Source organism: Pseudomonas sp. WHRI 8519, from assembly GCF_040224055.2.
Classification (GTDB): Bacteria; Pseudomonadota; Gammaproteobacteria; order Pseudomonadales; family Pseudomonadaceae; genus Aquipseudomonas; species Aquipseudomonas putida_X.
Genome location: NZ_CP167996.1, coordinates 1,442,563 through 1,467,243, shown reverse-complemented (window position 1 = coordinate 1,467,243; position 24,681 = coordinate 1,442,563). Strand labels below are relative to the sequence as shown.

Below are 24,681 nucleotides of genomic sequence, written 5' to 3'. Positions count from 1 at the left end.
GCGCGGTACGTGTGGGAGCCGGCTTGCCGGCGATGGGCCGCAACGCGGCCCCAATGGTTTTCCCCGATTTGACCGAGAACCCGCAATGCCGCTGTCGAACGTCCAGATCCTTCATGAAGACGCCGCCATCCTGGTGGTCAACAAGCCGACCCTGCTGCTGTCGGTGCCAGGCCGCGCCGATGACAACAAGGATTGCTTGATCACTCGCCTGCAGGAAAACGGCTACCCGGATGCGCTGATCGTCCACCGCCTGGACTGGGAAACCTCCGGTATCATTCTGCTGGCCCGCGATGCAGACAGCCACCGCGAGCTGTCGCGCCAGTTCCACGACCGCGAGACGGAGAAGGCCTACACCGCGCTGTGCTGGGGTCAGCCGGTGCTGGACAGCGGCAGCATCGACCTGCCCCTGCGCTACGACCCGCCCACCAAGCCACGCCATGTGGTGGACCATGAGCAAGGCAAACATGCCCTGACCTTCTGGCGCATCCTTGAGCGTTGCGGCGACCACTGCCGGGTGGAGTTGACGCCAATCACCGGCCGTTCGCACCAGTTGAGGGTGCACATGCTGTCGATCGGGCACCCGCTGCTCGGTGACCGTTTGTATGCCAACCCCGAAGCCTTGGCGGCGCATGATCGCTTGTGCCTGCATGCAGCAATGCTGAGCTTCACCCACCCCGTTTCCGGCGAACGACTGACGTTCGAATGTCCTGCGCCTTTTTGAGCGGCAAGCTGCAAGCTACAAGCTGCAAGTAAAAGCAGATCGCGTTGGAGCTTACTCCGTGGTCTGCTCTTGCTTGCGGCTTGTGGCTTGAAGCCCAAGTGCCCTGCGCTGTTTAAGCGGTAAGCTTCAAGCTTCAAGCGAAAGCAGATCGCGTTGGAGCTTACACCGCGGTCTGCTCTTGCTTGCAGCTTGCAGCTTGAGGCTTGAGGCTTGAGGCTTGCGGCTTGCGGCTTGAGGCTTGAGGCTTGAGGCTTGCAGCTTGCGGCTTGAAGCTTCAAGCTTGCAGCTCGAATTGGAGTGAGTTATGCGTGAAGCACTGAACACCGGTCTGATTGATTTTCTCAAGGCCTCCCCTACGCCCTTTCACGCCACCGCCAGCCTGGCCCTGCGCCTGGAAGCGGCCGGCTACCAGCGCCTGGACGAGCGTGACAGTTGGGCCACGGTGCCTGGCGGCCGCTATTACGTCACCCGTAACGATTCTTCGATAATCGCCATCAACCTGGGCAAACAAGCACCGCTGCTCGGTGGCATTCGCATGGTCGGTGCGCACACCGACAGCCCGTGCCTGCGGGTCAAGCCGCAGCCAGAGCTGCAGCGCCAAGGTTTTCTGCAGCTGGGAGTGGAAGTGTACGGCGGCGCCCTGCTGGCGCCGTGGTTCGACCGTGACCTGTCGCTGGCCGGGCGCGTGACCTTCCGGCGTGATGGCAAGGTCGAAAGCCAGCTGATCGACTTCAAGCTGCCGATCGCCATCATTCCCAACCTGGCAATCCACCTCAACCGCACGGCCAACGAAGGCTGGCAGATCAACCCACAGAACGAACTGCCGCCGATCCTGGCCCAAGTGGCTGGCGACGAGCGCATCGACTTCCGCGCCCTGCTCACCGAGCAGCTGGCCCGTGAGCACCAGCTCAATGCCGATGTGGTGCTGGACTACGAGCTGAGCTTCTACGACACCCAGGACGCCGCATTGATCGGCCTGAACGGTGATTTCATCGCCGGGGCTCGCCTGGACAACCTGCTGTCGTGCTACGCCGGCCTGCAGGCGCTGCTGGCCGCTGACAGTGACGAAACCTGCGTGCTGGTGTGCAACGACCACGAAGAAGTCGGCAGTTGCTCGGCCTGCGGCGCCGACGGCCCGATGCTCGAGCAAACCCTGCAGCGCCTGCTGCCGGACGGCGACACCTACGTGCGCACCATCCAGCGCTCGCTCATGGTCTCGGCCGACAATGCCCACGGGGTGCACCCCAACTACGCCGACAAGCATGACGGCAACCACGGGCCCAAGCTCAACGCAGGGCCGGTGATCAAGGTCAACAACAACCAGCGCTATGCCACCAACAGCGAAACCGCCGGGTTCTTCCGCCACCTGTGCATGGCCGAAGAAGTACCGGTGCAAAGCTTCGTGGTGCGCAGCGACATGGGTTGCGGTTCGACCATCGGCCCGATCACCGCCAGCCACCTTGGCGTGCGCACGGTCGACATCGGCCTGCCGACCTTTGCCATGCACTCGATCCGTGAACTGTGCGGCAGCCATGACCTCGCGCACCTGGTGAAGGTGTTGACCGCGTTCTACCGCAGCCGCGAACTGCCCTGACTTACTGCATCGCCCGCCCCTTCAGTGGCGGCGGGCGGTGCCGACGAAGGCGCGAGGTTCAGCAGCGCGTCGAGGTCGAGGCGGCCTTCAGGGGCCCAGTTCATGTATTTCCAGAGGGAGAAGCCTTCGGGGAGGCTGCCAGATTCGCTTTGCGCACGAGCCAAACGGCCGGCTACCCGTTCACGTTCATCGGCTGGAAAATTAAGGCGTTCGACGTCGGTCAAGTTATCCAGATACTCAAGATACCCCTTGAACACGGGTCGTAGGTCGCCTGTGTTATAGGCATGGTCGCTGAGACGTGTGAAGAAAATATTGTCCAATGTTGTTTTTGCTCTGGCTGCCGCATAACGTTCCACTTCGGTATAACTGTTTTCATCTTGCTCGATAGCCACTAGATGAGCGCGGTCCAACCCCCAAAACGGGTTTTCCTCAAACTGAGTCTCTACCCCTGAGCGCTTTTCGATACCTACCAGATAATCCAGGGCTTGCCGGTGGCGGTCAGCCTGTTCAGGCGTGTAATTTTCTGGAGGCGGCTCATTCATGAATTTTTCTTCTCCCCGACTTCGATAGCTATAACTGATTCGATCCCCGAGCGACGGTGTTCCATAGATCCGTGCATGAAGTGCTCGAACCTCGTCCTTGTTTCTGGCGTCATTAAGGGCCTCATCGGACAAACTCACCTTGCACGCTGGTTGTGCAGTACCTTGCGCCGACTTTGTGGGCGGTGGCTGAACGTTTTCCTGACGCACGACAGGTGTGGCATTAACGCTGAAAATTTTCATGGGCGTTCCTCGGTGCTCATTGAGGGCACCTTCACTGGCGCCCCGCGAGGTTCATTGAATAGTGAACCTCACCGTGTAGTGATAAGGCATTTGCGTTCCTATCTTCTCCATCTTCACCGTACACGTTGCGCGCGAGGACCCGATCGAAACAGCATCCTTTTTCCAGGTAGGTATATAGGTGGGTGGAGGCGCAGTATGCGATACGGAGAAACGACACTTTTTACTGCCGGATGCGTACACAAAGCGCATGCCCGATATTGAATCAGCAAAGCTTGTCACTAAAAACACTCTATTCTGGCGGGCATTCACTTCACCCATCACCGGCTGTGACGTACCTGACATCTGCTCATAAGTGTAACTGGCTGGGGCACTTGTTTTATTATCGACAATCACCGTTGCCAAGTTATTCTCGGCATGGGCGGTAACGCTCAGCCCTGCCATCGCCAGCACCGATAAACTGTTGCGTACTGATAGTGCACTCATCGTAGAACCTTCTAAAAACCCCCACGCGCCGTGGTGAATCTTATATCGGCCAATGGATGCGTTCCTGTGTAGGAAACTGGTCCGATAGATGCGTAGGAAATATGAACTTTCAACCCCACCGATTAAACATTATGTGATACATGTCATTCCGCTTCGCCAGTTAGCCACTATGCTTAAAGCATCCCCACACGTGCAGAAGGATCGCCCGTCATGTCCCCTTTCCTGTCCCTGTTCGTCCCCGTGTTCGGTTTCCTGATGCTGCTGACCATCGGCTTCAGCCTGCGCGAGCGCGACGTCGGTGTGCTGATGATGTGGATCGGCACCTTGGGCATCTTCGGCCTCACCTGCTGGAAGATCCTGGAGAAACTCCCCACATAAACCTCTACACTCGGCCAATCGTTTGACCTGAGGTAGATTTCCCGGTGCCAGCCTTTCTGCGTTGCCTTGCCCTGCTGCTGTTTCTGTTCATCTCCCCGGTACAGGCGGCCGGCCTGCCCGGCCTGCTTGGTTCCAGTGCGCCGGCCCAGCCGGAAGCCACCGAGCCGTTGGGCAAATCGCTGGACGAGGTGATCAAGAACCTGGAGAACGACCAGCAACGCGCCAAGCTGCTGGCCGACCTGAAAAAGCTGCGTGACGCCACCAAGCAGTCGCAACCCACCGTCGAACAGGGCGTGCTGGGGCTGATAGGCGGTGCGCTGCATGATTTCGAAAAGCAGTTCAGCGGCGATGCCAGCCCGTTCCACCGCTGGACGCTGGAAATCGACCAGGCCCAGGCGGAGCTGGCGGCACTGGTGGTGCCCGTGCACCAATGGCCGGCGATCCTGTTCGGCTTTGCCGCGATCATCGCCGTGTGGAGCCTGCTGGCCTATGCGTTCAACTGGATCGGCCACCGTGTACGGGTGCGCTTCGGCCTGACCGAGGAGTTGCCACAGCACCCGCGCCCCTGGGACCTGGTGCGCTTCGCCCTGCGCAAGCTCGGGCCTTGGCTGGTGGCGCTGGTGTTCACGGTGTACCTGAGCTTTGCCCTGCCCTCCTCGCTCGGCAAGTCCATGGCCATGGTGCTGGCCTATGCGCTGGTGGTGGGCACCTGCTTCTCGGCCATCTGCGTGATCGCCTTCTCGCTGCTCGACGGCCCGCACCGCCACCGCGCGTTGCACATCCTGCGCCACCAGGCCTTCAGGCCGCTGTGGCTGATCGGCAGCTTCGCCGCCTTTGGCGAAGCGATGAGCGACCCGCGCCTGACCGTCGCCCTGGGCACGCACCTGGCGCACACCCTGGCCACCCTGGCCAATGTGATTGCCGCGCTGTGCACCGGGCTGTTCATCCTGCGCTTCCGCCGCCCGATCGCCCACCTGATCCGTAACCAGCCACTGTCGCGGCGCCTGACCCGACGCACCCTGAGCGACACCATCGAAATCCTCGGCAGCTTCTGGTACATACCGGCGATGATCCTGGTGGCGATCTCGCTGTTCGCCACCTTCGTGTCGGCCGGCGACACCAGCACCGCGCTGCGCCAGTCACTGATGTGCACGGTACTGGTGGTGCTGTGCATGGTGCTCAACGGCCTGGTGCGCCGCCACGCCGCCAACCCCAAGCGCGCCAGCAAGCGTCAGGCGGTGTACACCGAGCGCTTGCGCAACTTCGGGTATATGCTGGTGCACCTGTTCATCTGGCTGGTGTTCATCGAGCTGGGGCTGCGCGTGTGGGGCCAGTCGATGATCAGCTTTGCCGAAGGTGAGGGGCATGAAGTCAGCCTGCGCCTGCTTGGCCTGGCCGGCACGCTGATTGTCGCCTGGCTGGTGTGGATCCTGGCCGACACGGCCGTGCACCACGCGCTGGTGCGTTCACGCCGTGGCCTGGCCAATGCCCGCGCGCAAACCATGATGCCGCTGATCCGCAACGTGATGTTCGTGGTGATCTTCATCATTGCGCTGATCGTCGCCCTGGCGAACATGGGCATGAACGTCACGCCGCTGCTGGCCGGTGCCGGTGTGATCGGCCTGGCCATCGGTTTCGGCGCGCAGTCGCTGGTGGCCGACCTGATCACCGGCCTGTTCATCATCATCGAAGACTCCCTGGCCATCGACGACTATGTCGATGTGGGCGGCCACCTGGGCACCGTCGAAGGCCTGACCATCCGCACCGTGCGCCTGCGTGACATCGATGGCATCGTGCACACCATCCCGTTCAGCGAGATCAAGAGCATCAAGAACTACTCGCGCGAGTTCGGCTATGCGATCTTCCGGGTGGCCATCCCGCACAGCATGAACATCGACCAGGCCATCACGCTGATCCGCGAAGTGGGGCAGAAACTGCGCAACGATCCACTGATGCGCCGCAATATCTGGTCACCCTTGGAGCTGCAAGGTGTGGAGAGTTTCGAGTCGGGGTCGGCGATTCTGCGGGCGCGCTTCAAGACCGCGCCCATCAAGCAATGGGAAGTGTCGCGGGCGTTCAACCTGGCCTTGAAGCGCCAGCTGGATGCCGCAGGGCTGGACCTGGCCACGCCACGTTTGTCGGTGCAGGTAGTGACAGCGGGCGGCGGCGCGATGGCAGAGGCCGGCGGCGCTGCCAGTTAGCCCCTGCGCGGGCCTGCAGAGCAGCCGCTAGCCCGCCTGGGCGCGGATGCAGATCGCATCATGCCGCCAATACTCCAGGTCACAGTCGATCAGGTGCCCCTGCTGGTCACTGTTGACCCGGGTGATATGCAGCCCCGGGCTGCCGGTGGACACCTTCAAGGCCGCCGCCGCCGCCACGGGTAACGCCGTGGGCAGGATTTCAAAGCACACCTGCCCATAGCGGATGCCATAGACCCGCCCATAGATCTCGGTCAGCGACTGCGCCAGGTCATGTTCGAGGATTTCGGGAAAGTAGCGCGGGTTGAGGTAATGCTCGGCGTACAGCACCGCCCGCCCATCGATACGCCGCAAGCGGCAGATGCGGATCACGCTGGACAGCGCCGGCAGGTGCAGCCGCGCGCAAATGGCCGCCGATGCCGGTTGCAACCGGGCCGAAAGCAGTTCGGTACTGGCCACCCGCCCCTGGCTGCGCACCATCGCATGAAAATGGCTACGCTCGATCAGGTCGTAGGTCAGCCGCTCGGGGGCGACGAACCAGCCGCGCCGCTCTTCGCGGTAGATCAGCCCTTGGGCTTCCAGTTGCACCAGGGCCTCGCGCAGGGTGATACGGGTGGTATCGAACACCTCGCTGAGCTTGCGCTCGGACGGCAGCTTGCCGCCCGGCGCCAGCAGGCCGTGCTCGATCTGCTCCTGCAAGGCATGGCAGATGGCTGTTACCGCACGCGGTGGCGTCGACTGCATCAAGGGTTACCTATCTGGACTAGTCCAGCCCCAGAACAGGGCACTTGGAGAATAGTGCAAGCCTAGGCAGGGCTGATGAACATGCTGTGACAAAGCGCCGTTGCACGCTTGATCAGGGCACTGCCAGATTCGGGCCAAGCCTTGTGAATCGGGGCTTGCGATCTGGTCTACGCTGTATTCGCAGGAAGCGGCAGCACCGGGTTCACCCCTTCCCTTACATCAAATTGTCACGCAACCGGCCTACCTTGGCGCAAGGTTTGCTGACCTAGACCAAAGGTTTGCCAAGCAAGGCTTTACTCATAACAACGATCGCGCAAGGCACCCACCAAAGGAGCTTCGGATGAAAAAGTTGTTCATGGCGTCACTGCTGGGCTCGGCCATGGCCCTGTGTACCTCGGCCATGGCCGCCGGGACCGACCTCAAGGCCCTGGAAGACGCCGCCCGAAAGGAAGGCACGATCAATAGCGTGGGCATGCCCGATGCCTGGGCCAACTGGAAAGGCACCTGGGAAGATTTGGCCAGCAAGTACGGCCTCAAGCACACCGACACCGACATGAGCTCGGCCCAGGAAATCGCCAAGTTCGATGCCGAGAAGGACAACGCCAGCGCCGACATCGGTGACGTCGGGGCCGCCTTCGGCCCGATTGCGGTGGCCAAGGGTGTGAGCCAGCCGTACAAGCCAAGCACCTGGGACCAGGTGCCGGCGTGGGCCAAGGACAAGGATGGGCACTGGGCGCTGGCGTATACCGGCACCATCGCCTTCATCATCAACAAGGACCTGGTGAAGGAAGAAGAACGCCCTAAAACCTGGCACGACCTGGAAAAGGGCAAGTACAAGGTCGCCATCGGTGATGTCAGCACTGCCGCCCAGGCCGCCAATGGTGTGCTGGCCGCAGCCATCGCCTACAAGGGCGATGAGGGCAACGTCGCCCCGGGCCTTCAGCTGTTCACCAAGCTGGCCCAGCAGAAGCGACTGTCGCTGGCCAACCCAACCATCCAGACCCTGGAGAAAGGCGAGGTCGAGGTGGGCGTGGTATGGGACTTCAACGGCCTGAGCTACCGCGACCAGATCGACCCGAAACGCTTCGAAGTGCTGATCCCGTCGGACGGCTCGGTCATTTCCGGCTACACCACCATCATCAACAAGTACGCCAAGAACCCCAATGCGGCCAAGCTTGCGCGTGAGTACATCTTCAGCGATGCCGGGCAGATCAACCTGGCCAAGGGGCATGCCCGGCCGATCCGCGCCGAGCACCTGAAACTGCCGGCGGACGTGCAGGCCAAGCTGCTGCCTAATGAGCAGTACGGCGCTGCGCAGCCGATCAAGAACCCCGAGGTATGGGAAACGACCTCGAAAAAGCTGCCGCAGATGTGGCAGGAGCAAGTCATCATCGAGATGGAATGAAGAAGCTTCAGGCTTCAAGCCGCGAGCTGCAAGTACAAGCCGGTGATCGACATGCCGGCGTGTGCTTGCAGCTTGTAGCTTGAAACTTGCAGCTCCACTGGGAGCCACCATGCAACACAACGTCATCCTGGTCTTGCTCGACGGCCTCAACCACCAGGTCGCGCACCACGCCATGGGCCACCTGCACGCTTACGTCGAAGCCGACCGCGCCGCGCTGTACCGGGTGGAATGCGAGCTGCCCTCGCTGTCCCGGCCACTGTACGAGTGCATCCTCACCGGCGTGGCGCCGATCGACAGCGGCATCGTGCACAACAACGTCAACCGCCTGTCCAACCAGCGCAGCGTGTTCCACTACGCCCGCGAGGCCAACCTGGGCACCGCGGCGGCGGCCTATCACTGGATGAGCGAACTGTACAACCGCTCGCCTTTCGACCCGCAGCGCGACCGCCATACCCACGCGCCAAAGCTGCCGATCCAGCATGGCCTGTTCTATTGGGACGACCGTTACCCCGACTCGCACCTGCTGGCCGACGCCGAGTACCTGCGCCGCCGGCATGCGCCGAACTTTTTGCTGGTGCACCCGATGAGCATCGACGACACCGGCCACCGCCACGGCCTGGACAGCAGCCAGTACCGCAACGCTGCGCGCAGCGCCGACATCCTGCTGGCCGACTACCTGCCGCACTGGCTTGAAGAGGGCTACCAGGTATTGGTCACCGCCGACCACGGCATGAACAACGACCGTTCGCACAACGGCCTGCTGGCCGAGGAGCGTGAAGTACCGCTGTTCGTGTTTGGCGACGCCTTCAGCCTCGACCCGGCCGCCAAGCCGCTGCAGACCGAGCTGTGCGGCACCATCTGCGAGTTGCTTGGCGTTGCCCACGACAAGACGGTCTGCCGGGAGCTGCTCAAGTGAGTGGCGGCGCCCGCGGGCGCTACCTGGCCTTGCTCTGCCTGCTGCCGTTTGCCGTGTTCTTCGTCATCTTCCAGATCGCCCCGCTGGCCTGGGTGGCCATCAACAGCGTGCAGTCGGAGGCGGGCTGGGGGCTGGCCAACTTCAGCAAAGTGTTCGCTTCGAAGTTCTACCTGCAGGCACTGCAACGCAGCCTGGAAATCAGCTTCTGGTCGAGCCTGTTCGGCATCATCATCGCCACCCTCGGTGCCTACTCGCTGCGCCAGGTCGATTCGCGCCTGCGCGACTTCGTCAGCGCCTTCGCCAACATGACCAGCAACTTCGCCGGCGTGCCGCTGGCCTTCGCGTTCATCATCCTGCTGGGTTTCAATGGGGCGCTGACCCTGCTGCTCAAGCAGATTGGCCTGCTGGAAGACTTCAGCATCTACTCCAGCAACGGCCTGATCCTGGTCTACACCTACTTCCAGATCCCCCTGGGCGTGCTGCTGCTCTACCCGGCCTTCGATGCCCTGCGCGAAGACTGGCGCGAATCGGCCGCGTTGCTGGGCGCCAGCCACTGGCAATACTGGCGGCACATCGGCCTGCCGGTGCTGACACCGGCCCTGCTCGGCACCTTCGTCATCCTGCTGGCCAACGCGTTGGGCGCGTATGCCACGGTGTATGCGCTGACCACCGGCAATTTCAACGTGCTGCCGATCCGCATCGCCGGCCTGGTGGCCGGTGACATCAGCCTGGACCCCAACCTGGCCAGCGCGCTGGCCATGGTGCTGGTGGGCTTGATGACGGTGGTCACGCTCGTTCATCAATGGCTGCTGAAACGGAGCTACCATGCACGCTAACCGCTCAACCAGGCCGAGCGCCGGCAGCCTCTACCACCGCGTGGTGGTGTACCTGCTGTTTCTCATTTTGCTGCTACCACTGGCCGGCACCCTGCTCTACTCGCTGGCCACCAGCTGGTCAGCCAGCCTGCTGCCCAGCGGCCTGACCCTGAAGTGGTACGTGGCGCTGTGGGGCGAGCCGCGCTTTCTCGCGGCCTTCGGCCAGTCGCTGCTGGTGTGCCTGGGCGCGCTGCTACTGTCGGTGGTGCTGATCCTGCCGCTGCTGTTCGTGGTGCACTACCACTTCCCCAGGCTCGATGCACTGATGAACATCCTCATCCTGCTGCCCTTCGCGGTGCCACCAGTGGTGTCCTCGGTGGGCCTGCTGCAGTTGTACGGCAGCGGGCCGATGGCCATGGTCGGCACGCCGTGGATCCTGATCGGCTGCTACTTCACCATCGCCCTGCCGTTCATGTACCGGGCGATCACCAACAACCTGCAGGCGATCAACCTGCGCGACCTGATGGACGCCGCCCAGTTGCTCGGCGCCAGCACCTGGCAGGCGGCATTCCTGGTGGTGCTGCCCAACCTGCGCAAAGGCCTGATGGTGGCGCTGCTGCTGTCGTTCTCGTTCCTGTTCGGCGAATTCGTGTTCGCCAACCTGCTGGTCGGCACGCGCTACGAAACCCTGCAGGTGTACCTGAACAACATGCGCAACAGCAGCGGCCACTTCAACAGCGCGCTGGTGATCTCGTACTTCGCCTTCGTGCTGGTACTCACCTGGGTCGCCAACCGCCTGAACAAGGACAAGACCTGACATGAGCTTCGTCAGCGTACAGAAACTGCACAAACGCTATGCCGGGACCCCGGTGTTCGAACATATCGACTGCCACATCGAACGCGGCGAATTCGTCACCCTGCTCGGCCCCTCCGGCTGCGGCAAGTCCACCCTGCTGCGCTGCATCGCCGGGCTGACCCCGGTGGACGGCGGGCAGATCCTGCTCGATGGGCAGGATATCGTGCCGCTGAGCCCGCAAAAGCGCGGCATTGGCATGGTGTTCCAGAGCTATGCGCTGTTCCCCAACATGACCGTGGAACAGAACGTCGCCTTTGGCCTGCGCATGCAGAAGGTCAAGGCCAGTGACACGCAGGTACGGGTGCGCGAGGCGTTGGACCTGGTGGAGCTGGGCAGCTTTGCCGGGCGCTACCCGCACCAGCTGTCCGGCGGCCAGTGCCAGCGTGTGGCCCTGGCCCGCTCGCTGGTCACCCGCCCACGCCTGCTGCTGCTCGACGAGCCGCTGTCGGCGCTGGATGCACGTATTCGCAAGCACCTGCGCGAGCAGATCCGCGCCATTCAGCGCGAGTTGGGGCTGACCACCATCTTCGTTACCCATGACCAGGAAGAAGCGCTGACCATGTCTGATCGCATCTTCCTGATGAACCAGGGGCGTATCGTCCAGAGCGGCGATGCCGAAACCCTTTACACGGCACCGGTGGACCTGTTCGCCGCCGGCTTTATCGGCAACTACAACCTGCTCGACCCGCAAAGCGCCAGCCGCCTGCTGCAGCGCCCGGTGACCAGCCGCCTGGCGATTCGCCCCGAGTCGATCACCTTGAGCCTGGAGGGCGAACGGGACGGCGAAGTGCGCAGCCACAGCCTGCTCGGCAATGTCATCCGCTACCGGGTACGGGTGCGTGACGTGGAACTGGTGGTGGATGTGCTCAATCGCTCATCGGCCGATCTGCACGCGGACGGCCAACGGGTATCCTTGTCGATCGACCCCACGGCGCTACGGGAAGTGGCCTAAGGAGACTCAACGCATGGCACTGGCAATTTTCGATCTGGACGAAACCCTGATCCACGGCGACTGCGCGTCGCTATGGAGCGAGCAGATGGCGCGGCTGGGCTGGGTCGACGGCAAGGAGTTCCTGCGCCGCGACCATGACCTGATGGAGGCCTACAGCAACGGCGACCTGCGGATGGAGGAGTACATGGCCTTCAGCCTGGAGCCGATTGCCGGGCGCACCCTGGAAGAAGTCGAGCACCTGGTTGAGCCTTGGGTGGAGGACGTCATCGAGCCGATCATTTTCGGTGATGCCTGCCGCTGCATCGCCGAGCACCGCAAGCGTGGCGACCGCATCCTGATCATTTCTGCTTCCGGCACCCACCTGGTCGGGCCGATTGCGGCGCGGTTAGGCGTGGACGAGTACCTGGCGATCGAGCTGGAGGCTGTGAACGGGGTGTACACCGGCAAGACCCACGGCGTGCTGACTTACCGTGAGGGCAAGATCACCCGCTTGCTGGAGTGGCTGGACCAGGAGCAGGAAAACCTGGAGGGGGCGAGCTTCTATTCCGACTCGCGCAATGATCTGCCGTTGTTGCTGAAGGTGGATCACCCGCATGCAGTAAACCCTGATGCGGTGCTGCGCGAGCATGCCGAGAAGAATGGCTGGCCAATCTTGAGCTGGTCTTGAGGGCCGCGGGGGCGCCTTGCGCCCCAATCGCGACCCAAGGCGGCTGCAGGGGCTTGCACGCCCTTGCAGCAGCGGGCTGGTGTCGCGATTGGGCCGTAAAGCAGCCCCGGCAATCTCACGCCAGGCTAGGGTCGATCACCATCACCAGCTTGCCCGACACCTGATTGCTCTCGAGTTCGGCATACGCTGCCTGGGCGAACTCGACCGGGTAGGTGTCCACCAGCTGCGGCGACAAACGCTTTTCGCTGAACAACGGCCACACCTGCTGTTGCAGCTCGCGCAGCAGCTCGGCCTTGAACCCGTCGTCACGGTTGCGCAACGTGGAGCCGGTGATTTCCAGGCGCTTGCCCAGCACCTGCGCCAGGTCCAATTCAACCGTGCGCCCGCCCATCAGGCCGATGATCACCCAGCGCCCATCGCGTGCCAGCAGCTTGAGGTTGAGCTGCCCGTAGCTGGCGCCCACCGGGTCGAGAATCACGTCGAACGGGCCCATGCCCTCCAGCGCGTCCAGGTTTTCGTTGCGCACCACCCCGCCCGTCGCGCCCAGTGCCTGGCAGTACGCCAGGCGCTCCTGCGAGCCAACGCTGACGTACACCGGGTTGCCGAACGCCTTGCACAACTGGATGGCGGCCGAGCCGACGCCACTGGCACCGGCGTGTACCAACACCTTCTCGCCAGCTTTCACTGCGCCCAGCTGGAAAATGTTCAGCCACGCGGTGGCATAGACCTCGGGCAGCGCTGCGGCCTCGTGCAAGGTCAGGCCCTCGGGCACTGGCAGCACATGGCGGGCATCGACCACCACTTCTTCGGCCATGGCCCCGCTGGCCAGCAGCGCACACACTCGGTCGCCTACCCGCCAGTCGGCACCCGCGCCCACCTCTTCCACCACCCCGGCGCATTCCAGGCCCATGTAAGGGCTGGCACCGGGCGGTGGCGGATAAAGCCCCTTCATTTGCAGCAGATCGGCCCGATTCAGGCCCGCCGCAGCCACGCGAATGCGTACCTGGCCGGCATCCAGGGCCGGGCGCTCGGCCCCGACCCACTCCACATGTCCGTCTTCGCCTTGCAATGCCTTCACAGTGCCTCCATAGTTGATTGACATGACTGAGCCTGGGGTACCCACGCCCCTGGCTTTTTGCAGTATTTGTCCGGCTCCATGGAACCGGCAACGGAAAAGACGGCCTACTATGCGTGATCAATTGCCTCCACGTCGAATCAGCATGAAGCATTTCCTTCCAAGCACCGCCCTGGCCCTGATGATCGGGCTGGGTAGCCTCACGCTCGGCGGCAATGCGTCGGCCGCCAACAAATGGGACAGCCTGCAGCCGGACCGTGACGAAATCGTCGCCAGCCTCAATGTGGTTGAGTTGCTCAAACGCCACCATTACAGCAAGCCGCCGCTCGATGACGCCCGTTCGGTAATCATCTACGACAGCTACATCAAGCTGCTCGACCCTGCGCGCAGCTACTTCACTGCGGCTGACATCGCCGAGTTCGACAAGTGGAAGCGCCAGTTCGACGACTTCCTCAAAAGCGGCAACCTCGACCCTGGCTTCACCATCTACAAGCGCTACCTGGACCGCGTCAAGCAACGCCTGGACTTCGCCCTGGCCGAGCTGAACAAGGGCGTCGACAAGATGGACTTCACCACCAAGGAAACCTTGCTGATCGACCGCAAGGATGCGCCGTGGCTGAAGAACCAGGCTGAGCTGGACGACCTGTGGCGCAAACGCGTCAAGGACGAGGTGCTGCGCCAGAAAATCGCCGGCAAAGAGCCCAAGCAGATTCAGGAAACCCTGACCAAGCGTTACAAGAACCAGCTGTCGCGCCTGGACCAGACCCGTGCCGAAGACATCTTCCAGGCGTACATCAATACATTCGCCCAGTCCTACGACCCGCACACCAACTACCTGTCGCCGGACAACGCCGAGAACTTCGACATCAACATGAGCTTGTCGCTCGAAGGCATCGGCGCGGTGCTGCAAAGCGACAATGACCAGGTCAAGATCGTGCGCCTGGTCCCTGCAGGCCCTGCCGCCAAGACCAAGCAAGTGGCCCCGGCCGACAAGATCATCGGCGTTGCCCAGGGCAACAAGGAAATGGTCGACGTGGTCGGCTGGCGGCTGGACGAAGTGGTCAAGTTGATCCGTGGCCCGAAAGGCTCGGTCGTGCGCCTGGAAATCATCCCGGCCAGCAATGCCCCGAGCGACCAGACCAGCAAAGTGGTGTCGATCACCCGCGAGGCGGTCAAGCTTGAAGAGCAGGCGGCCAAGAAGTCGGTGCTCAAGCTCAAGCAGGCTGGCCGTGACTACAAGCTGGGGATCATTGAAATTCCGGCCTTCTACCTGGACTTCAAGGCGTATCGCGCCGGGGACCCGGAGTACAAGAGCACTACGCGTGACGTGAAAAAGCTGCTCACCGAACTGCAGAAGGAAAAAGTCGACGGCGTGGTCATCGACCTGCGCAACAACGGCGGCGGCTCCCTGCAAGAAGCCACCGAGCTGACCAGCCTGTTCATCGAGAAGGGCCCTACGGTGCTGGTTCGCAACAGCGATGGCCGGGTGGACGTGCTGGAAGACGAAAACCCTGGCGCCTTCTACAAAGGCCCGCTGGCGCTGCTGGTCAACCGCCTCTCGGCCTCGGCCTCGGAAATCTTCGCCGGCGCCATGCAGGATTATCACCGCGCGCTGATCATCGGCGGCCAGACCTTCGGTAAAGGCACCGTGCAGACCATTCAGCCGCTCAACCATGGCGAGCTGAAACTGACCCTGGCGAAGTTCTACCGAGTTTCCGGGCAGAGCACCCAGCATCAGGGCGTGCTGCCGGACATCGATTACCCGTCGATCATCGACACCAAGGAAATCGGTGAAAGCGCCCTGCCCGAGGCCATGCCGTGGGACACCATCCGCCCGGTGGTCAAGCCAGCCGCCGACCCGTTCAAGCCCTTCCTGGCGCAGCTCAAGGCGCAGCATGAAGCGCGCAGCGACAAGGACGCGGAGTTCACCTATATCCGTGACCGCCTGGCCCTGACCCAGAAGCTGATGAACGAGAAGACCGTCAGCCTCAACGAGCAGGACCGCCGCGCCCGCCACGATGAAATCGAGGCCAAGCAGCTCGCGCTGGAAAACATCCGCCGCAAGGCCAAGGGTGAAGAGCCGCTCAAGGAACTGAAGAAAGAGGACGAGGACGCCCTGCCGACCGAGGATGAAAACACCAAGCCCGAAGACGACGCTTACCTGTCCGAGACGGGTCGCATCCTGATCGATTACCTCAGTGCCAGCACCAAGGTAGCCAAGCAGTAGTCAGTCATCGCGCTGATTGAAACAAAAGGGGCCGGGCACGTAAGTGCTCGGCCCCTTCTACTTTCGGTGTGTACCATGGGTGGCAACAGTGCGGCGCACGTCTATCGGCCTACGACCGCATTCACAGTGCCGCCCTCAACCTGTCAGGCAATCTCCGGGTAGGCATACTCGAAGACCCGCACAACTTCCGAAGCATGCCACGACGCGGCCTCCATGCCGTCGACCGGCCCGGAGAAGCGCCCAAGGCGCTCAACGCATTCGAAAAAACCGGTGCGCGGCAGGCGGCTGGCGCCCTGGCTGATCACCAGTGAGCTGCGCAGCGGCTGCTCGGCACGGGCATCGAGCACCGCCAGGTACTCGAGCGCCGCAGTCAGCGTCTGCATGGCAGGGCTGGGCAATTGCAAACGCTCGATCAGCGCGCGGTAAGTCAGCAAATGCCGTTGGCGGCGGGCCAGGTCAAGCTCGTCCAGCAAGCTCTGCCAATGCTGACGGCTGATCCTGACCTGGCTCATGACGGCTCGCTCCAGCCCGCCACCCCCAGGTGCCAGGCCAGGGCACGGCGGATCGCTGCATCCGGCTGGCGTTCACCAGACTCGATCATCGCCAGGTAGGCGGGGCTTACCCCCACATTGCGCGCCAATTGCTCGGGTGCAATGCCTTTGGCCTGACGCAACTGCCCTACCTCGCTGAACGCGGGCAAACCGGCACTTGGCTCAGTGTGATCGCGGGTTTCGCTAACCGCCTCGGCAGGCGCCTGGCCGGCCGCCTTGAGCAGCGCCTGATACTGCTCCCAGGGAACGACGGCGTACTCGGGCTGACCGTCCCGGCTAATGACCTGAATACCCATAACAACCCCCTTACGTAGGATTACCGCATGTAATCCGCTCAACAGCCCCAGGCTTGCATCTCTCACAGGCCTGCCTTAACTGCGCGTGCTTGCCGATGCATAAAGCCGTCGTCGACCAATAGCGAAAGGCAATCGGGCTGCTCTTCTTCTGTTATATCTCATTGTAAGGGATTTCCACCTGCCGCGCGCTCTCGACAGTCAAGGAGGACAATCTCGCGAATGCGCTGGCGCCTATAGGCAGCGTTTAGTCATTTTCCAGGATTGGCTGACCGATACACCTAGATACGGGAAAACAGGGCACTGTGGATTTGCTTCAGCGAATCCAGGCTGTAAGGAGGCGGTAAGAACTCCAAACGGGAAGCCGCGAGCGCGCTGAGGTAGCGTTCGGCATCTTCGAGATCGTCAGGGTCGTGCAACTCGAGCAGGTTAATCAGAACGTCAGTACCCGGATAGCAGTCCGAGTCTTGTTCAGAACCGTACTTGTCCGAACTCAAGCCTTGATCAGCCGCACTGCTTTGAGGGCTGCGGCACGCGTTGGCAGCTTGATCTCACCCTCGCCATTCGACACCCATACACCTTCAAGGCGCAGGCTGGCCGCATAGTTGGCTTTGCGGTGCTTGGCGAACCAAGCTTTCTTGGCTTCCAAACTGAGCTTTTCCATCTCTATGACCCTTGGTTAGCATGCAGTGTGTGTATTGTAGCCGAACCCTTTGCACCATTGGAAAACGGTGCTTTTAGGGCGTTTTACGCTCCAGGCGCAACGCTTCAGGGGTGTCAGGCAAGCGCTCGACCACGCGCAAGCGCTCGGGTGCCTGGTTGTCGCGCCAAGCCTTGAACCGCGCCAGCTCATCGGAGACGGTTTTCAGCACCCAGCCGAGCACGGCGATGTCATCGAGAAAACCTACGCCCAGCAGCCAGTCGGGGATCGCATCGATGGGGCTGACGAAATACAGCAGGCCGGCGACGATGGTCACCAGCGCCTTCGGGCTGATCGCGCGGTACTCGCCACGCCACCAGGCCAGGCACAGCGACTGCAACAGCTTGATGTCTTCACGCAACTGGCCCAGGCGCGGGCCTTTGCGGGCCACCGCGAACAGCAAAGCCGGCAAGCGGCCACGGCTTAGCAGGCGCTCGGCCAAGGGCAGGAAGCGGGCGAAATTCCAGGGTGCGCTCATGTAGCCTCCAGCAGGGAGAGGTTATCCACATTTATTGTGGATAACCTTGTGAACAGGGCGAAGTTTCTGACGGCAGGTGCCTGTAAAGCAAGGGCCCCGGTCAGATCGGGCGTTTTTTACACAGTCGTTTCAAAACCGCAAACGATTTGCGTCAGAAGCCTCCTGCTTCTTCACGCTGCCCTTTCTCGGACAGTCTGCTGCCGCGGAGGTTCGGCCCGAGGCCTGCTGCACAAACGACAACGCCCCGTAGAACGGGGCGTTGTGCGCTACCAGCCGGTATTACTTGGCTGGTGCTTCAGCCGGAGCTTCAGCTTCAGGCGCGTCGCCTTGCAGCTGGGCCGGGTCCTTGATGGCGATCAGTTCCAGGTCGAACACCAGCACCGAGTTGGCCGGGATCAGCGGGCTTGGGCTCTGTGCGCCGTAGGCCAGTTCAGCCGGGATGAACAGCTTGTACTTCTCGCCAACGTGCATCAGCTGCAGGCCTTCGACCCAGCCTGGAATGACACCACTGACCGGCAGGTCGATCGGGCTGCCACGCTCGACCGAGCTGTCGAACACCTTGCCATCGATCAACTTGCCTTCGTAGTGGACAGTCACCACGTCGGTCGGCTTGGGCTGTGGGCCGTCGGCCTTCTTGACCACTTCGTACTGCAGGCCCGAGGCGGTAGTGACCACACCTGGCTTCTTGGCATTTTCTTCGAGGAACTTCTTGCCGGCGGAGGCGGCTTCTTCGCTGGCCTTGGCCAGGCGCTCCTCGGCGCGCTTCTGCAGCGCGGTGAAGGCTTCTACCAGCTCTTCGTCCTTGATGCGCTGTTCTTTCTTGCCAACGGCGTCTTCGATGCCGAGGGCGACGGCTTTGGAATCAAGGTCTTCCATGCCTTCCTGAGCCAGGCTCTTGCCCATGTTCAGGCCGATACCGTAGGAGGCTTTCTGTGCCGGAGTTTTCAGCTCGGGGCTGCTGGCTTGTTGATCACAGCCAGCCAGTACCAGGCCTACCAGGGCAACCGCAGCCGCCAAACGATGCTGTTTCATGCTATTTCCTTGTTCATGCGCCATGTGGGCAATCAGGGTAAAGCCGCGAGCTTATCAGGCGGCCATTACCAATGGCTACCGGCATAAGAGCGGGTTTCATGGAGTTAGTTCACTCGGTAGCGCGCTTGCACTCAACCTTAAGGGCCTTTGGCCAGTATTGACCATAAGCCCAGCAAACGCCCCTGCAAACTTGGCCCTTCCAGCGGCCGGCCCCAAGCTGGCATTTCTGCCAGTAGCGCCCTCCTTGAGCCTGGTTTCCAATGAGCCTGCAACGCACCTGACGCGCAATGGCTGATCACCCCCCTAAGCCGCACGGCCCCGCGTTTACTCATTACCGAGGAAGAGCCATGAACATTTCACCAAAGCCCAACCGCTCAACCCGTAAAGCCCATGCCGGGCCCCGCACATCCATCAAGCTGCCGCAGGCCCCCCTCGATTGTGATTACGGCATCCATGGGCTCGCCTACATCTTTGAAAAAATCGCCGGGTCACGGGCTAACACCTATGCAATCATCAACAGCACGGTGAGCGCTGGTCGCACTTATGTAATCGGTACAAGTCACAACCCCAAAACGAATGAAGCGAAGGTTTTCGTCGCTTGCCTGAAGGATAGAGGCACCCTGGACAACAGCTTTGGTGACGGTGGAATCTTCGATTTCAACAAGGCAGGGAGCACCGAATACTCAGCCCCCGAGTGCATCGTGGAGGATGCTAGGGGAAATTTGCTGATATCCATAACGATGCAGGAGCAATCAGCCAGCCACCTTTGGAAACTGAGTGCCGAGGGGCAACCGGACCGGGAATTTGGGAAGGGCAATGGGTACGTCGCCCCCCGCGACTTGATCGGCGAAGATTTGCTGCTGGAGCACCTGGCAGTGACGAAGGGCCTCATTTTCGCCACCGCTCGCAAGTCGGAGAACTTCGAGCCGGTGGTGCTGGGGCTGGACAATGACGGCGCATTGCGCGTGGATTTTGGTGCTGATGGCCTGGTCGATGTCGGCAAGCTAATACCCGATACCCGTTCACACTTCGTAGACGGCATTGCCAATTTCATGTCCCCCTCGAATGCGCAGCAGCTGGTATTGACCTGGTATCTGATGCGGGGGGAAGACGCCTACAGCGTTACCACAGCCATGACCCTTGACGGGATCGTGGATGATACCTTTGGCACCGAAGGTTTCCACTGGTCCGCCCCCTGGATCATCAATAATGGGTTTTCCGTAGACCCGGTCGCCAAGCGAATCACATTTTACGGGGAACTGTTCGACGTCGCTGAAAATATCAGCTACCCGACCGTTTACCGCATCGACTACTCGGGGGCGCCGGCCAGGGAGTTCAACGGCGGCGAAGCGTTGGTATTTGACAAGCCGGGCGGTTGGTTCGCCGGCGTAGAAACTGCCGGTGGCCTGGTGGGTTACGGTCATTTCTACGATTATATGCTTGCCTTCAGCTTGACCTCCGAGGGCACGTTCGACACCCGCTTCGTCCCGCCCTTCGGCTACGGCCAGTTCGGCGCAAAAGTACCAGAGGACGGCTTCTATGCCTCTGGATCGACGGTCTCGCTCGATGCAGGCAACCAGCGCTTGTTGATCAATGGCCGTGACGATGAGATCCGCGGCTCGACTGTTCCCTGTGTGGCAGCGGTGGCCTTGCCAAGCGCTTGACAGCAGTTGAGCATCAAGCCCACGAGCGTTCCTCGGCCAGGAACGCTCGGCTACGACGAAGCTTACGGGTACGACCGCTCGCGATATTGCCCCGCCACTTCCCGCAATACATCGCACACCCACTGCCCGGGCAGGCTCAGCGCCAAGGCGGCATTGCGGCAGATACCCACCGACCCACCCGGTTCCCGCACCCCTAGGTCGAGCTCGGCCAGTTCGCCGCGGCGCAGGTCGAGCAGCACCGCATCACGCGGCGCCACCCACACGGCGTCACTGCCTAGCAGGTAGCGGCGGCTCAAGGCCAGTGAGAGGGTCTCCAGGCGCTGGGCCGGCAGTTGAATGCCGCATTGCACGAACAGGCTGTCGGCGTGCTGGCGAATGGTCGTGCCCGGTGGCGGGAGCACCAGCGGGTATCGGCTGACGCGGGCTCGGTCTACTTGCGTGCTGGCCAGCAATGGGTGGCCGGGGCGCACGACCAAAGCCATCGACTCGCTGTACAGGTGTTCGAACGACAAACCCTGGATCTGCGGGCTGTCGGTCATGCGCCCCACCACCAATTCCAGTTCCCCCAGGCGCAACTGCCCGAGCAACTGTGCACTGGCCCCGGTCACCACGCTGATCAGCAACGCCTCGTGGCGTTGGTGCAGCCGGCACAGCACTTCGGGCATCAGCAGGCCTTCGACCGTGGACAGCACGCCGATGCGCACCTGCGACGGTGCCCGCGCTTCACCGCGCAAGCTGCTCACGCCGTCGCGCAGGGCCTGCACGCTGGGCCCGGCGTAATGCATGAAACGGGTGCCGGCCGGGGTCAGCTCGACCCCTTGGCGGCTGCGCTCGAAAAGTCGCGTTTCGAGCAGGTCCTCAAGCTCCTTGAGGGTCTTGGAAATCGCAGGCTGGCTGATCGCCAGAATGTCGGCGGCCCTGGCCAGGCTGCCCTGCCGGGCAATCTCCAGAAAGCACAGCAGGTGGCGGTACTTGATGCGGGTGTCGAGGTTCATGCGCCAAGCTTACCGCATCGCCACCGGTGGCGTACCCAGGGTTCCTCGCCCCGGTCTTTAGAAGTCGCAATCGGCGGCGCCCGCGCTATCGCTTGTTCAGAAGCACACGCAGAACCAGAGCCGGGATCAGGCCAGCGCCACTTCCACTGCCTCCCCGTTCAGCCGTACCGGCCAAACACGTAAGTGCTGGCTGGCATCTTCCAGACAGGCCCCGCTGTGCAGGCTGAAGTGCTGCTTGTACAGCGGGGCTGCCACCACCAGCTCACCCTGCAGGCTGCCCACCAGCCCGCGGCCAATGATGTTGGCCCCCGAGCGTGGGTCGCGGTTGTCCACCGCGTACAGGCTCTGCGCCTGCCCCGGCAGGTAGAACAGGGCGACCTGGATGCCATCGAGCCAGACCACCACACCGGAGTCGGCGACCAGGTCAGCGGTGTGGCACACCGCTTGCCAGTTGGGTTGCTTTGCCACAGCAGCATTGGACAGGTTCATCAGACAGCCTCCTCGACGGTAGGGATCAGGTGCAGGGGTGCAGCGGGGCGACGTTGTTCACGCTCGCGGACGAAGTGCACGTCCGGGTCGGCGCGTCGATCGTTGACGAAGGTACGGAAGCGCTTGAGCTTTTCCGGATCGTTGAGGGCATTGGCCCATTCGCACTCGTACTGCTCGACCACATGCTGCATCTGCGCTTCCAGCTCGGCAGCCAGGCCCAGGCGGTCTTCGAGGATCACCTGCTTGAGGTAGTCCAGGCCGCCGTCCAGGCTTTCACGCCACACCGACGTGCGCTGCAGCTTGTCGGCGGTGCGGATGTAGAACATCAGCACGCGGTCGATCAGGCGTACCAGGGTCTCGTCGTCCAGGTCGGTAGCGAACAGCTCGGCATGGCGTGGGCGCATGCCGCCATTGCCGCAGATGTAGAGGTTCCAGCCTTTGTCGGTGGCGATCACGCCGATGTCCTTGCTTTGCGCCTCGGCGCATTCGCGGGTGCAGCCAGAAACCGCGAACTTGAGCTTGTGCGGGCTGCGCAGGCCCTTGTAGCGGGCCTCCAGGCGCAGCGCCATGGCGACGCTGTCCTGCACACCGTAGCGGCACCAGGTGCTGCCTACGCAGGACTTCACCGTGCGGGTCGATTTGCCGTAGGCGTGGCCAGTCTCGAAGCCGGCCTCGATCAGCTCGCCCCAGATCAGCGGCAGCTCGTGCAACTGGGCGCCGAACAGGTCGATGCGTTGGCCGCCGGTGATCTTGGTGTAAAGGTCGTACTTCTTGGCCACCTGACCGATCACGATCAGTTTGTCCGGGGTGATTTCGCCGCCGGGAATGCGCGGCACCACCGAATAGGTACCGTTTTTCTGCATGTTGGCCATGAAGGTGTCGTTGGTGTCCTGCAGCGGCACCAGGGCAGGGTCCATGATCGGTTGGTTCCAGCACGAAGCGAGGATGTTGCCCACCGCCGGCTTGCAGATGTCGCAGCCGACATGGCCCTGGCCATGGCGCGCCAGCAAATCATTGAAGGTGCGTATGCCACCCACCCGCACCAGCCCGTACAGCTCCTGCCGGGTGTAGGCGAAGTGCTCGCACAGGCGCTTGTCCACGGCCACGCCACGGGCGGTGAGTTCATGCTCGAACACTTGCTTGAGCAGCGCCGCGCAGCCGCCACAGCCGGTGGCAGCCTTGGTGCAGCCCTTTACCGCAGCCAGGTCGGCGCAACCACTGTCAATCGCTGCGCAGACTGCGCCCTTGCTGACGTTGTGGCACGAGCAGAGGGTCGCGCTGTCAGGCAGCGCATCGGCGCCCAGGGCTGGTACGCCGCCGCTTTGCGGCAGGATCAAGGCCGCCGGGTCGGCAGGCAAGGCGATGCCGTTCTGGGCGTATTGCAGCAATGTATCGTAGTAGCTGTTGTCGCCCACCAGCACGGCACCGAGTACGTGCTTGCCGCTGGCATCGACCACCAGCCGGCGATAGGCGGCATTGGCCTCGTCGATGAAGCGGTAGCTGCGCGAGCCCGGCGTGGCGCCATGAGCATCGCCGATGGAGCCGACATCGACGCCCAGCAGCTTGAGCTTGGTCGACATGTCGGCCCCGGTGAATTCCTCAGCCGCTTCGCCCAACAACAGCGCCGCGACGTTGCGCGCCATGCTGTAGCCCGGCGCAACCAGGCCGAACACGCTGCCGTTCCACGAGGCGCATTCACCGATGGCGAAGATCCGGGGGTCGCTGGAGCGGCAGTGGTTGTCGACCACCACCCCGCCGCGGGCGGCGATCTCCAGGCCGCAGGCACGGCCCAGGGCATCCTGCGGGCGGATACCGGCAGAGAACACCACCAGGTCGGTTTCCAGGTGTTCGCCACCGTCGAAATTCATCCGATAGCGGTAGACCTCACCGTCGCTGATCGACTGGGTGGCGCGCGACAGGTGCACGCCTACGCCCAGCGCTTGGATCTGCGCCTTGAGCGCGGCGCCGCCTTCAGCATCCAGTTGCACCGGCATCAGCCGTGGCGCGAACTCCACCACGTGCGCTTCCAGGCCCAGGGACTTGAGGGCATTGGCCGCCTCAAGGCCCAGCAGCCCGCCGCCCACCACCACGCCACGGGTGGCATCGACGGCTGCGGCGCGTATCGCGTCGAGATCGTCGAGGGTGCGATAGACCAGGCGGGCGTTGCCGCTGGAGCCCTCGATTGGGGGCACGAAGGGGTAAGAGCCGGTGGCCAGGACCAGATGGTCGTACCCGTAGCGGCCTTCGGCGGTCACCACTTCACAGCGCTCGCGGTCGATCTGCAGCACCGCTTCACCCAGGTGCAGGTGCACCCCGTTGGCGCCATAGAAACCCTGCTCGCACAGGGCCAGGGTTTCGGCACAGCTGCCGCTGAAGTATTCAGACAGGTGCACGCGGTCGTAGGCGCGCTGGCGCTCCTCGCCGAACACGCGCAACTCGAAGCGCGCCAGCGCGCCGCGTTCGACCAGTTGCTCGACGCAATGGTGGCCCACCATGCCGTTGCCGACGATGACCAGTCGCTCTCGTTGCCCGCTGCTCGCTGTTGCCTTCATAAGCCGATCCTCGATCAAAAAAAAGCGCCTGGAGCCGAAGCTCCAGGCGCCTTTGCCTGTATTCATCACGGAGTGCCCCCGGTTGATCGCCGTTGATCAGTGGGGCTTGTTGTG

At 62.5% G+C, this 24,681-nt stretch carries 24 protein-coding genes; 12 read left to right on the top strand and 12 right to left on the bottom strand.

From position 1 onward, the window contains the following. Nucleotides 1–85 precede the first annotated feature (85 nt). A complete protein-coding gene (locus ABRP30_RS06675; protein WP_241802831.1) occupies nucleotides 86–721 on the top strand; it encodes an RluA family pseudouridine synthase in 636 nt (211 codons plus the stop codon). A 304-nt stretch (nucleotides 722–1,025) separates the two neighbouring features. Continuing rightward, entirely contained in the window at nucleotides 1,026–2,315 is a 1,290-nt protein-coding gene (locus ABRP30_RS06670; protein WP_241802829.1) for a M18 family aminopeptidase, read from the top strand. Here the strand turns inward: ABRP30_RS06670 and ABRP30_RS06665 are convergent. Both ABRP30_RS06665 and ABRP30_RS06660 read right to left on the bottom strand, forming a co-directional pair. Next, nucleotides 2,291–3,097, bottom strand: a complete 807-nt coding sequence (locus ABRP30_RS06665) for a hypothetical protein (protein WP_349976043.1) — start codon at nucleotides 3,095–3,097, stop codon at nucleotides 2,291–2,293. The two genes, ABRP30_RS06670 and ABRP30_RS06665, sit on opposite strands and share 25 nt — an antisense overlap. Nucleotides 3,098–3,148: 51 nt before the next feature. Beyond that, nucleotides 3,149–3,580: a hypothetical protein gene (locus tag ABRP30_RS06660; RefSeq protein ID WP_349976042.1), complete on the bottom strand. Its 432-nt coding sequence runs from the start codon at nucleotides 3,578–3,580 to the stop codon at nucleotides 3,149–3,151. 210 nt (nucleotides 3,581–3,790) lie between these two features. Here ABRP30_RS06660 and ABRP30_RS06655 point away from each other — a divergent pair, with 210 nt between their 5' ends. Both ABRP30_RS06655 and ABRP30_RS06650 read left to right on the top strand, forming a co-directional pair. After that, entirely contained in the window at nucleotides 3,791–3,958 is a 168-nt protein-coding gene (locus ABRP30_RS06655) for a hypothetical protein (protein WP_012313193.1), read from the top strand. 44 nt (nucleotides 3,959–4,002) lie between these two features. Next, a complete protein-coding gene (locus ABRP30_RS06650) occupies nucleotides 4,003–6,159 on the top strand; it encodes a mechanosensitive ion channel family protein (RefSeq protein WP_349976041.1) in 2,157 nt (718 codons plus the stop codon). 27 nt (nucleotides 6,160–6,186) lie between these two features. Here the strand turns inward: ABRP30_RS06650 and ABRP30_RS06645 are convergent, their stop codons facing one another. After that, on the bottom strand, nucleotides 6,187–6,900 hold the full coding sequence (locus ABRP30_RS06645) for a UTRA domain-containing protein (protein ID WP_267821804.1): 714 nt from the start codon (nucleotides 6,898–6,900) through the stop codon (nucleotides 6,187–6,189). A 340-nt stretch (nucleotides 6,901–7,240) separates the two neighbouring features. Here ABRP30_RS06645 and ABRP30_RS06640 point away from each other — a divergent pair, with 340 nt between their 5' ends. From ABRP30_RS06640 to ABRP30_RS06615, 6 genes are all read left to right on the top strand, one after another. Next, the gene (locus ABRP30_RS06640) at nucleotides 7,241–8,305 is read left to right on the top strand and encodes an ABC transporter substrate-binding protein (protein WP_349976040.1); all 1,065 of its coding nucleotides are present in this window, start codon (nucleotides 7,241–7,243) and stop codon (nucleotides 8,303–8,305) included. Between the two features lie 109 nt (nucleotides 8,306–8,414). After that, nucleotides 8,415–9,221, top strand: a complete 807-nt coding sequence (locus tag ABRP30_RS06635) for an alkaline phosphatase family protein (RefSeq protein ID WP_046787413.1) — start codon at nucleotides 8,415–8,417, stop codon at nucleotides 9,219–9,221. Further along, nucleotides 9,218–10,057, top strand: coding sequence for an ABC transporter permease subunit (locus tag ABRP30_RS06630; protein ID WP_267821799.1), 840 nt, complete (start codon nucleotides 9,218–9,220; stop codon nucleotides 10,055–10,057). The genes ABRP30_RS06635 and ABRP30_RS06630 overlap by 4 nt, the downstream gene beginning before the upstream one ends. Continuing rightward, nucleotides 10,047–10,853, top strand: coding sequence for an ABC transporter permease (locus ABRP30_RS06625; protein WP_267821797.1), 807 nt, complete (start codon nucleotides 10,047–10,049; stop codon nucleotides 10,851–10,853). Before ABRP30_RS06630 ends, ABRP30_RS06625 begins: the two co-directional genes overlap by 11 nt. Before the next feature lies 1 nt (nucleotide 10,854). Beyond that, nucleotides 10,855–11,844 carry an ABC transporter ATP-binding protein gene (locus ABRP30_RS06620; RefSeq protein WP_349976038.1) on the top strand — a complete coding sequence of 330 codons (990 nt, stop codon included), beginning with the start codon at nucleotides 10,855–10,857 and terminating at the stop codon, nucleotides 11,842–11,844. 13 nt (nucleotides 11,845–11,857) lie between these two features. Further along, nucleotides 11,858–12,511 carry an HAD family hydrolase gene (locus ABRP30_RS06615; RefSeq protein WP_349976037.1) on the top strand — a complete coding sequence of 218 codons (654 nt, stop codon included), beginning with the start codon at nucleotides 11,858–11,860 and terminating at the stop codon, nucleotides 12,509–12,511. A 115-nt stretch (nucleotides 12,512–12,626) separates the two neighbouring features. Here the strand turns inward: ABRP30_RS06615 and ABRP30_RS06610 are convergent, their stop codons facing one another. After that, nucleotides 12,627–13,589 (bottom strand): NAD(P)H-quinone oxidoreductase, encoded by a 963-nt coding sequence (locus ABRP30_RS06610; protein WP_349976108.1) that lies wholly within the window; start codon nucleotides 13,587–13,589, stop codon nucleotides 12,627–12,629. Nucleotides 13,590–13,731: 142 nt separating this feature from the next. Between ABRP30_RS06610 and ABRP30_RS06605 the strand changes: the two genes are divergently transcribed. Next, on the top strand, nucleotides 13,732–15,813 hold the full coding sequence (locus tag ABRP30_RS06605; RefSeq protein WP_267821788.1) for a carboxy terminal-processing peptidase: 2,082 nt from the start codon (nucleotides 13,732–13,734) through the stop codon (nucleotides 15,811–15,813). 143 nt (nucleotides 15,814–15,956) lie between these two features. Here ABRP30_RS06605 and ABRP30_RS06600 read toward each other — a convergent pair whose 3' ends face one another. From ABRP30_RS06600 to ABRP30_RS06580, 5 genes are all read right to left on the bottom strand, one after another. After that, entirely contained in the window at nucleotides 15,957–16,325 is a 369-nt protein-coding gene (locus ABRP30_RS06600; protein WP_012313182.1) for a hypothetical protein, read from the bottom strand. After that, entirely contained in the window at nucleotides 16,322–16,660 is a 339-nt protein-coding gene (locus tag ABRP30_RS06595; RefSeq protein ID WP_349976035.1) for a helix-turn-helix transcriptional regulator, read from the bottom strand. Before ABRP30_RS06595 ends, ABRP30_RS06600 begins: the two co-directional genes overlap by 4 nt. Before the next feature lie 490 nt (nucleotides 16,661–17,150). Beyond that, on the bottom strand, nucleotides 17,151–17,321 hold the full coding sequence (locus ABRP30_RS06590; RefSeq protein WP_241802805.1) for a YhfG family protein: 171 nt from the start codon (nucleotides 17,319–17,321) through the stop codon (nucleotides 17,151–17,153). Nucleotides 17,322–17,394: 73 nt separating this feature from the next. Further along, nucleotides 17,395–17,835 (bottom strand): YkvA family protein, encoded by a 441-nt coding sequence (locus ABRP30_RS06585; protein ID WP_267821782.1) that lies wholly within the window; start codon nucleotides 17,833–17,835, stop codon nucleotides 17,395–17,397. A gap of 279 nt (nucleotides 17,836–18,114) precedes the next feature. Then, on the bottom strand, nucleotides 18,115–18,867 hold the full coding sequence (locus ABRP30_RS06580; protein WP_241802803.1) for an FKBP-type peptidyl-prolyl cis-trans isomerase: 753 nt from the start codon (nucleotides 18,865–18,867) through the stop codon (nucleotides 18,115–18,117). Between the two features lie 347 nt (nucleotides 18,868–19,214). Between ABRP30_RS06580 and ABRP30_RS06575 the strand changes: the two genes are divergently transcribed. After that, on the top strand, nucleotides 19,215–20,531 hold the full coding sequence (locus ABRP30_RS06575; protein ID WP_349976034.1) for a hypothetical protein: 1,317 nt from the start codon (nucleotides 19,215–19,217) through the stop codon (nucleotides 20,529–20,531). A 62-nt stretch (nucleotides 20,532–20,593) separates the two neighbouring features. Here the strand turns inward: ABRP30_RS06575 and pcaQ are convergent, their stop codons facing one another. The 3 genes from pcaQ to nirB form a co-directional block, all read right to left on the bottom strand. After that, complete coding sequence (pcaQ, locus tag ABRP30_RS06570) at nucleotides 20,594–21,526, bottom strand: pca operon transcription factor PcaQ (protein ID WP_267821777.1); 933 nt, start codon at nucleotides 21,524–21,526, stop codon at nucleotides 20,594–20,596. 126 nt (nucleotides 21,527–21,652) lie between these two features. After that, nucleotides 21,653–22,015: a nitrite reductase small subunit NirD gene (nirD, locus tag ABRP30_RS06565; RefSeq protein WP_349976033.1), complete on the bottom strand. Its 363-nt coding sequence runs from the start codon at nucleotides 22,013–22,015 to the stop codon at nucleotides 21,653–21,655. Continuing rightward, nucleotides 22,015–24,567 carry a nitrite reductase large subunit NirB gene (nirB, locus tag ABRP30_RS06560; RefSeq protein ID WP_349976032.1) on the bottom strand — a complete coding sequence of 851 codons (2,553 nt, stop codon included), beginning with the start codon at nucleotides 24,565–24,567 and terminating at the stop codon, nucleotides 22,015–22,017. Before nirB ends, nirD begins: the two co-directional genes overlap by 1 nt. Nucleotides 24,568–24,681: the final 114 nt, after the last annotated feature.

Bases quoted from the DNA above. Each gene is read 5' to 3' on its own strand.
- ABRP30_RS06675 (WP_241802831.1), top strand. From the start codon at position 86: ATGCCGCTGTCGAACGTCCAGATCCTTCATGAAGACGCCGCCATCCTG.
- ABRP30_RS06670 (WP_241802829.1), top strand. From the start codon at position 1,026: ATGCGTGAAGCACTGAACACCGGTCTGATTGATTTTCTCAAGGCCTCC.
- ABRP30_RS06665 (WP_349976043.1), bottom strand. From the start codon at position 3,097: ATGAAAATTTTCAGCGTTAATGCCACACCTGTCGTGCGTCAGGAAAAC.
- ABRP30_RS06660 (WP_349976042.1), bottom strand. From the start codon at position 3,580: ATGAGTGCACTATCAGTACGCAACAGTTTATCGGTGCTGGCGATGGCA.
- ABRP30_RS06655 (WP_012313193.1), top strand. From the start codon at position 3,791: ATGTCCCCTTTCCTGTCCCTGTTCGTCCCCGTGTTCGGTTTCCTGATG.
- ABRP30_RS06645 (WP_267821804.1), bottom strand. From the start codon at position 6,900: ATGCAGTCGACGCCACCGCGTGCGGTAACAGCCATCTGCCATGCCTTG.
- ABRP30_RS06640 (WP_349976040.1), top strand. From the start codon at position 7,241: ATGAAAAAGTTGTTCATGGCGTCACTGCTGGGCTCGGCCATGGCCCTG.
- ABRP30_RS06635 (WP_046787413.1), top strand. From the start codon at position 8,415: ATGCAACACAACGTCATCCTGGTCTTGCTCGACGGCCTCAACCACCAG.
- ABRP30_RS06625 (WP_267821797.1), top strand. From the start codon at position 10,047: ATGCACGCTAACCGCTCAACCAGGCCGAGCGCCGGCAGCCTCTACCAC.
- ABRP30_RS06620 (WP_349976038.1), top strand. From the start codon at position 10,855: ATGAGCTTCGTCAGCGTACAGAAACTGCACAAACGCTATGCCGGGACC.
- ABRP30_RS06615 (WP_349976037.1), top strand. From the start codon at position 11,858: ATGGCACTGGCAATTTTCGATCTGGACGAAACCCTGATCCACGGCGAC.
- ABRP30_RS06605 (WP_267821788.1), top strand. From the start codon at position 13,732: ATGAAGCATTTCCTTCCAAGCACCGCCCTGGCCCTGATGATCGGGCTG.
- ABRP30_RS06600 (WP_012313182.1), bottom strand. From the start codon at position 16,325: ATGAGCCAGGTCAGGATCAGCCGTCAGCATTGGCAGAGCTTGCTGGAC.
- ABRP30_RS06595 (WP_349976035.1), bottom strand. From the start codon at position 16,660: ATGGGTATTCAGGTCATTAGCCGGGACGGTCAGCCCGAGTACGCCGTC.
- ABRP30_RS06590 (WP_241802805.1), bottom strand. From the start codon at position 17,321: ATGGAAAAGCTCAGTTTGGAAGCCAAGAAAGCTTGGTTCGCCAAGCAC.
- ABRP30_RS06585 (WP_267821782.1), bottom strand. From the start codon at position 17,835: ATGAGCGCACCCTGGAATTTCGCCCGCTTCCTGCCCTTGGCCGAGCGC.
- ABRP30_RS06580 (WP_241802803.1), bottom strand. From the start codon at position 18,867: ATGAAACAGCATCGTTTGGCGGCTGCGGTTGCCCTGGTAGGCCTGGTA.
- ABRP30_RS06575 (WP_349976034.1), top strand. From the start codon at position 19,215: ATGAACATTTCACCAAAGCCCAACCGCTCAACCCGTAAAGCCCATGCC.
- pcaQ (WP_267821777.1), bottom strand. From the start codon at position 21,526: ATGAACCTCGACACCCGCATCAAGTACCGCCACCTGCTGTGCTTTCTG.
- nirD (WP_349976033.1), bottom strand. From the start codon at position 22,015: ATGAACCTGTCCAATGCTGCTGTGGCAAAGCAACCCAACTGGCAAGCG.
- nirB (WP_349976032.1), bottom strand. From the start codon at position 24,567: ATGAAGGCAACAGCGAGCAGCGGGCAACGAGAGCGACTGGTCATCGTC.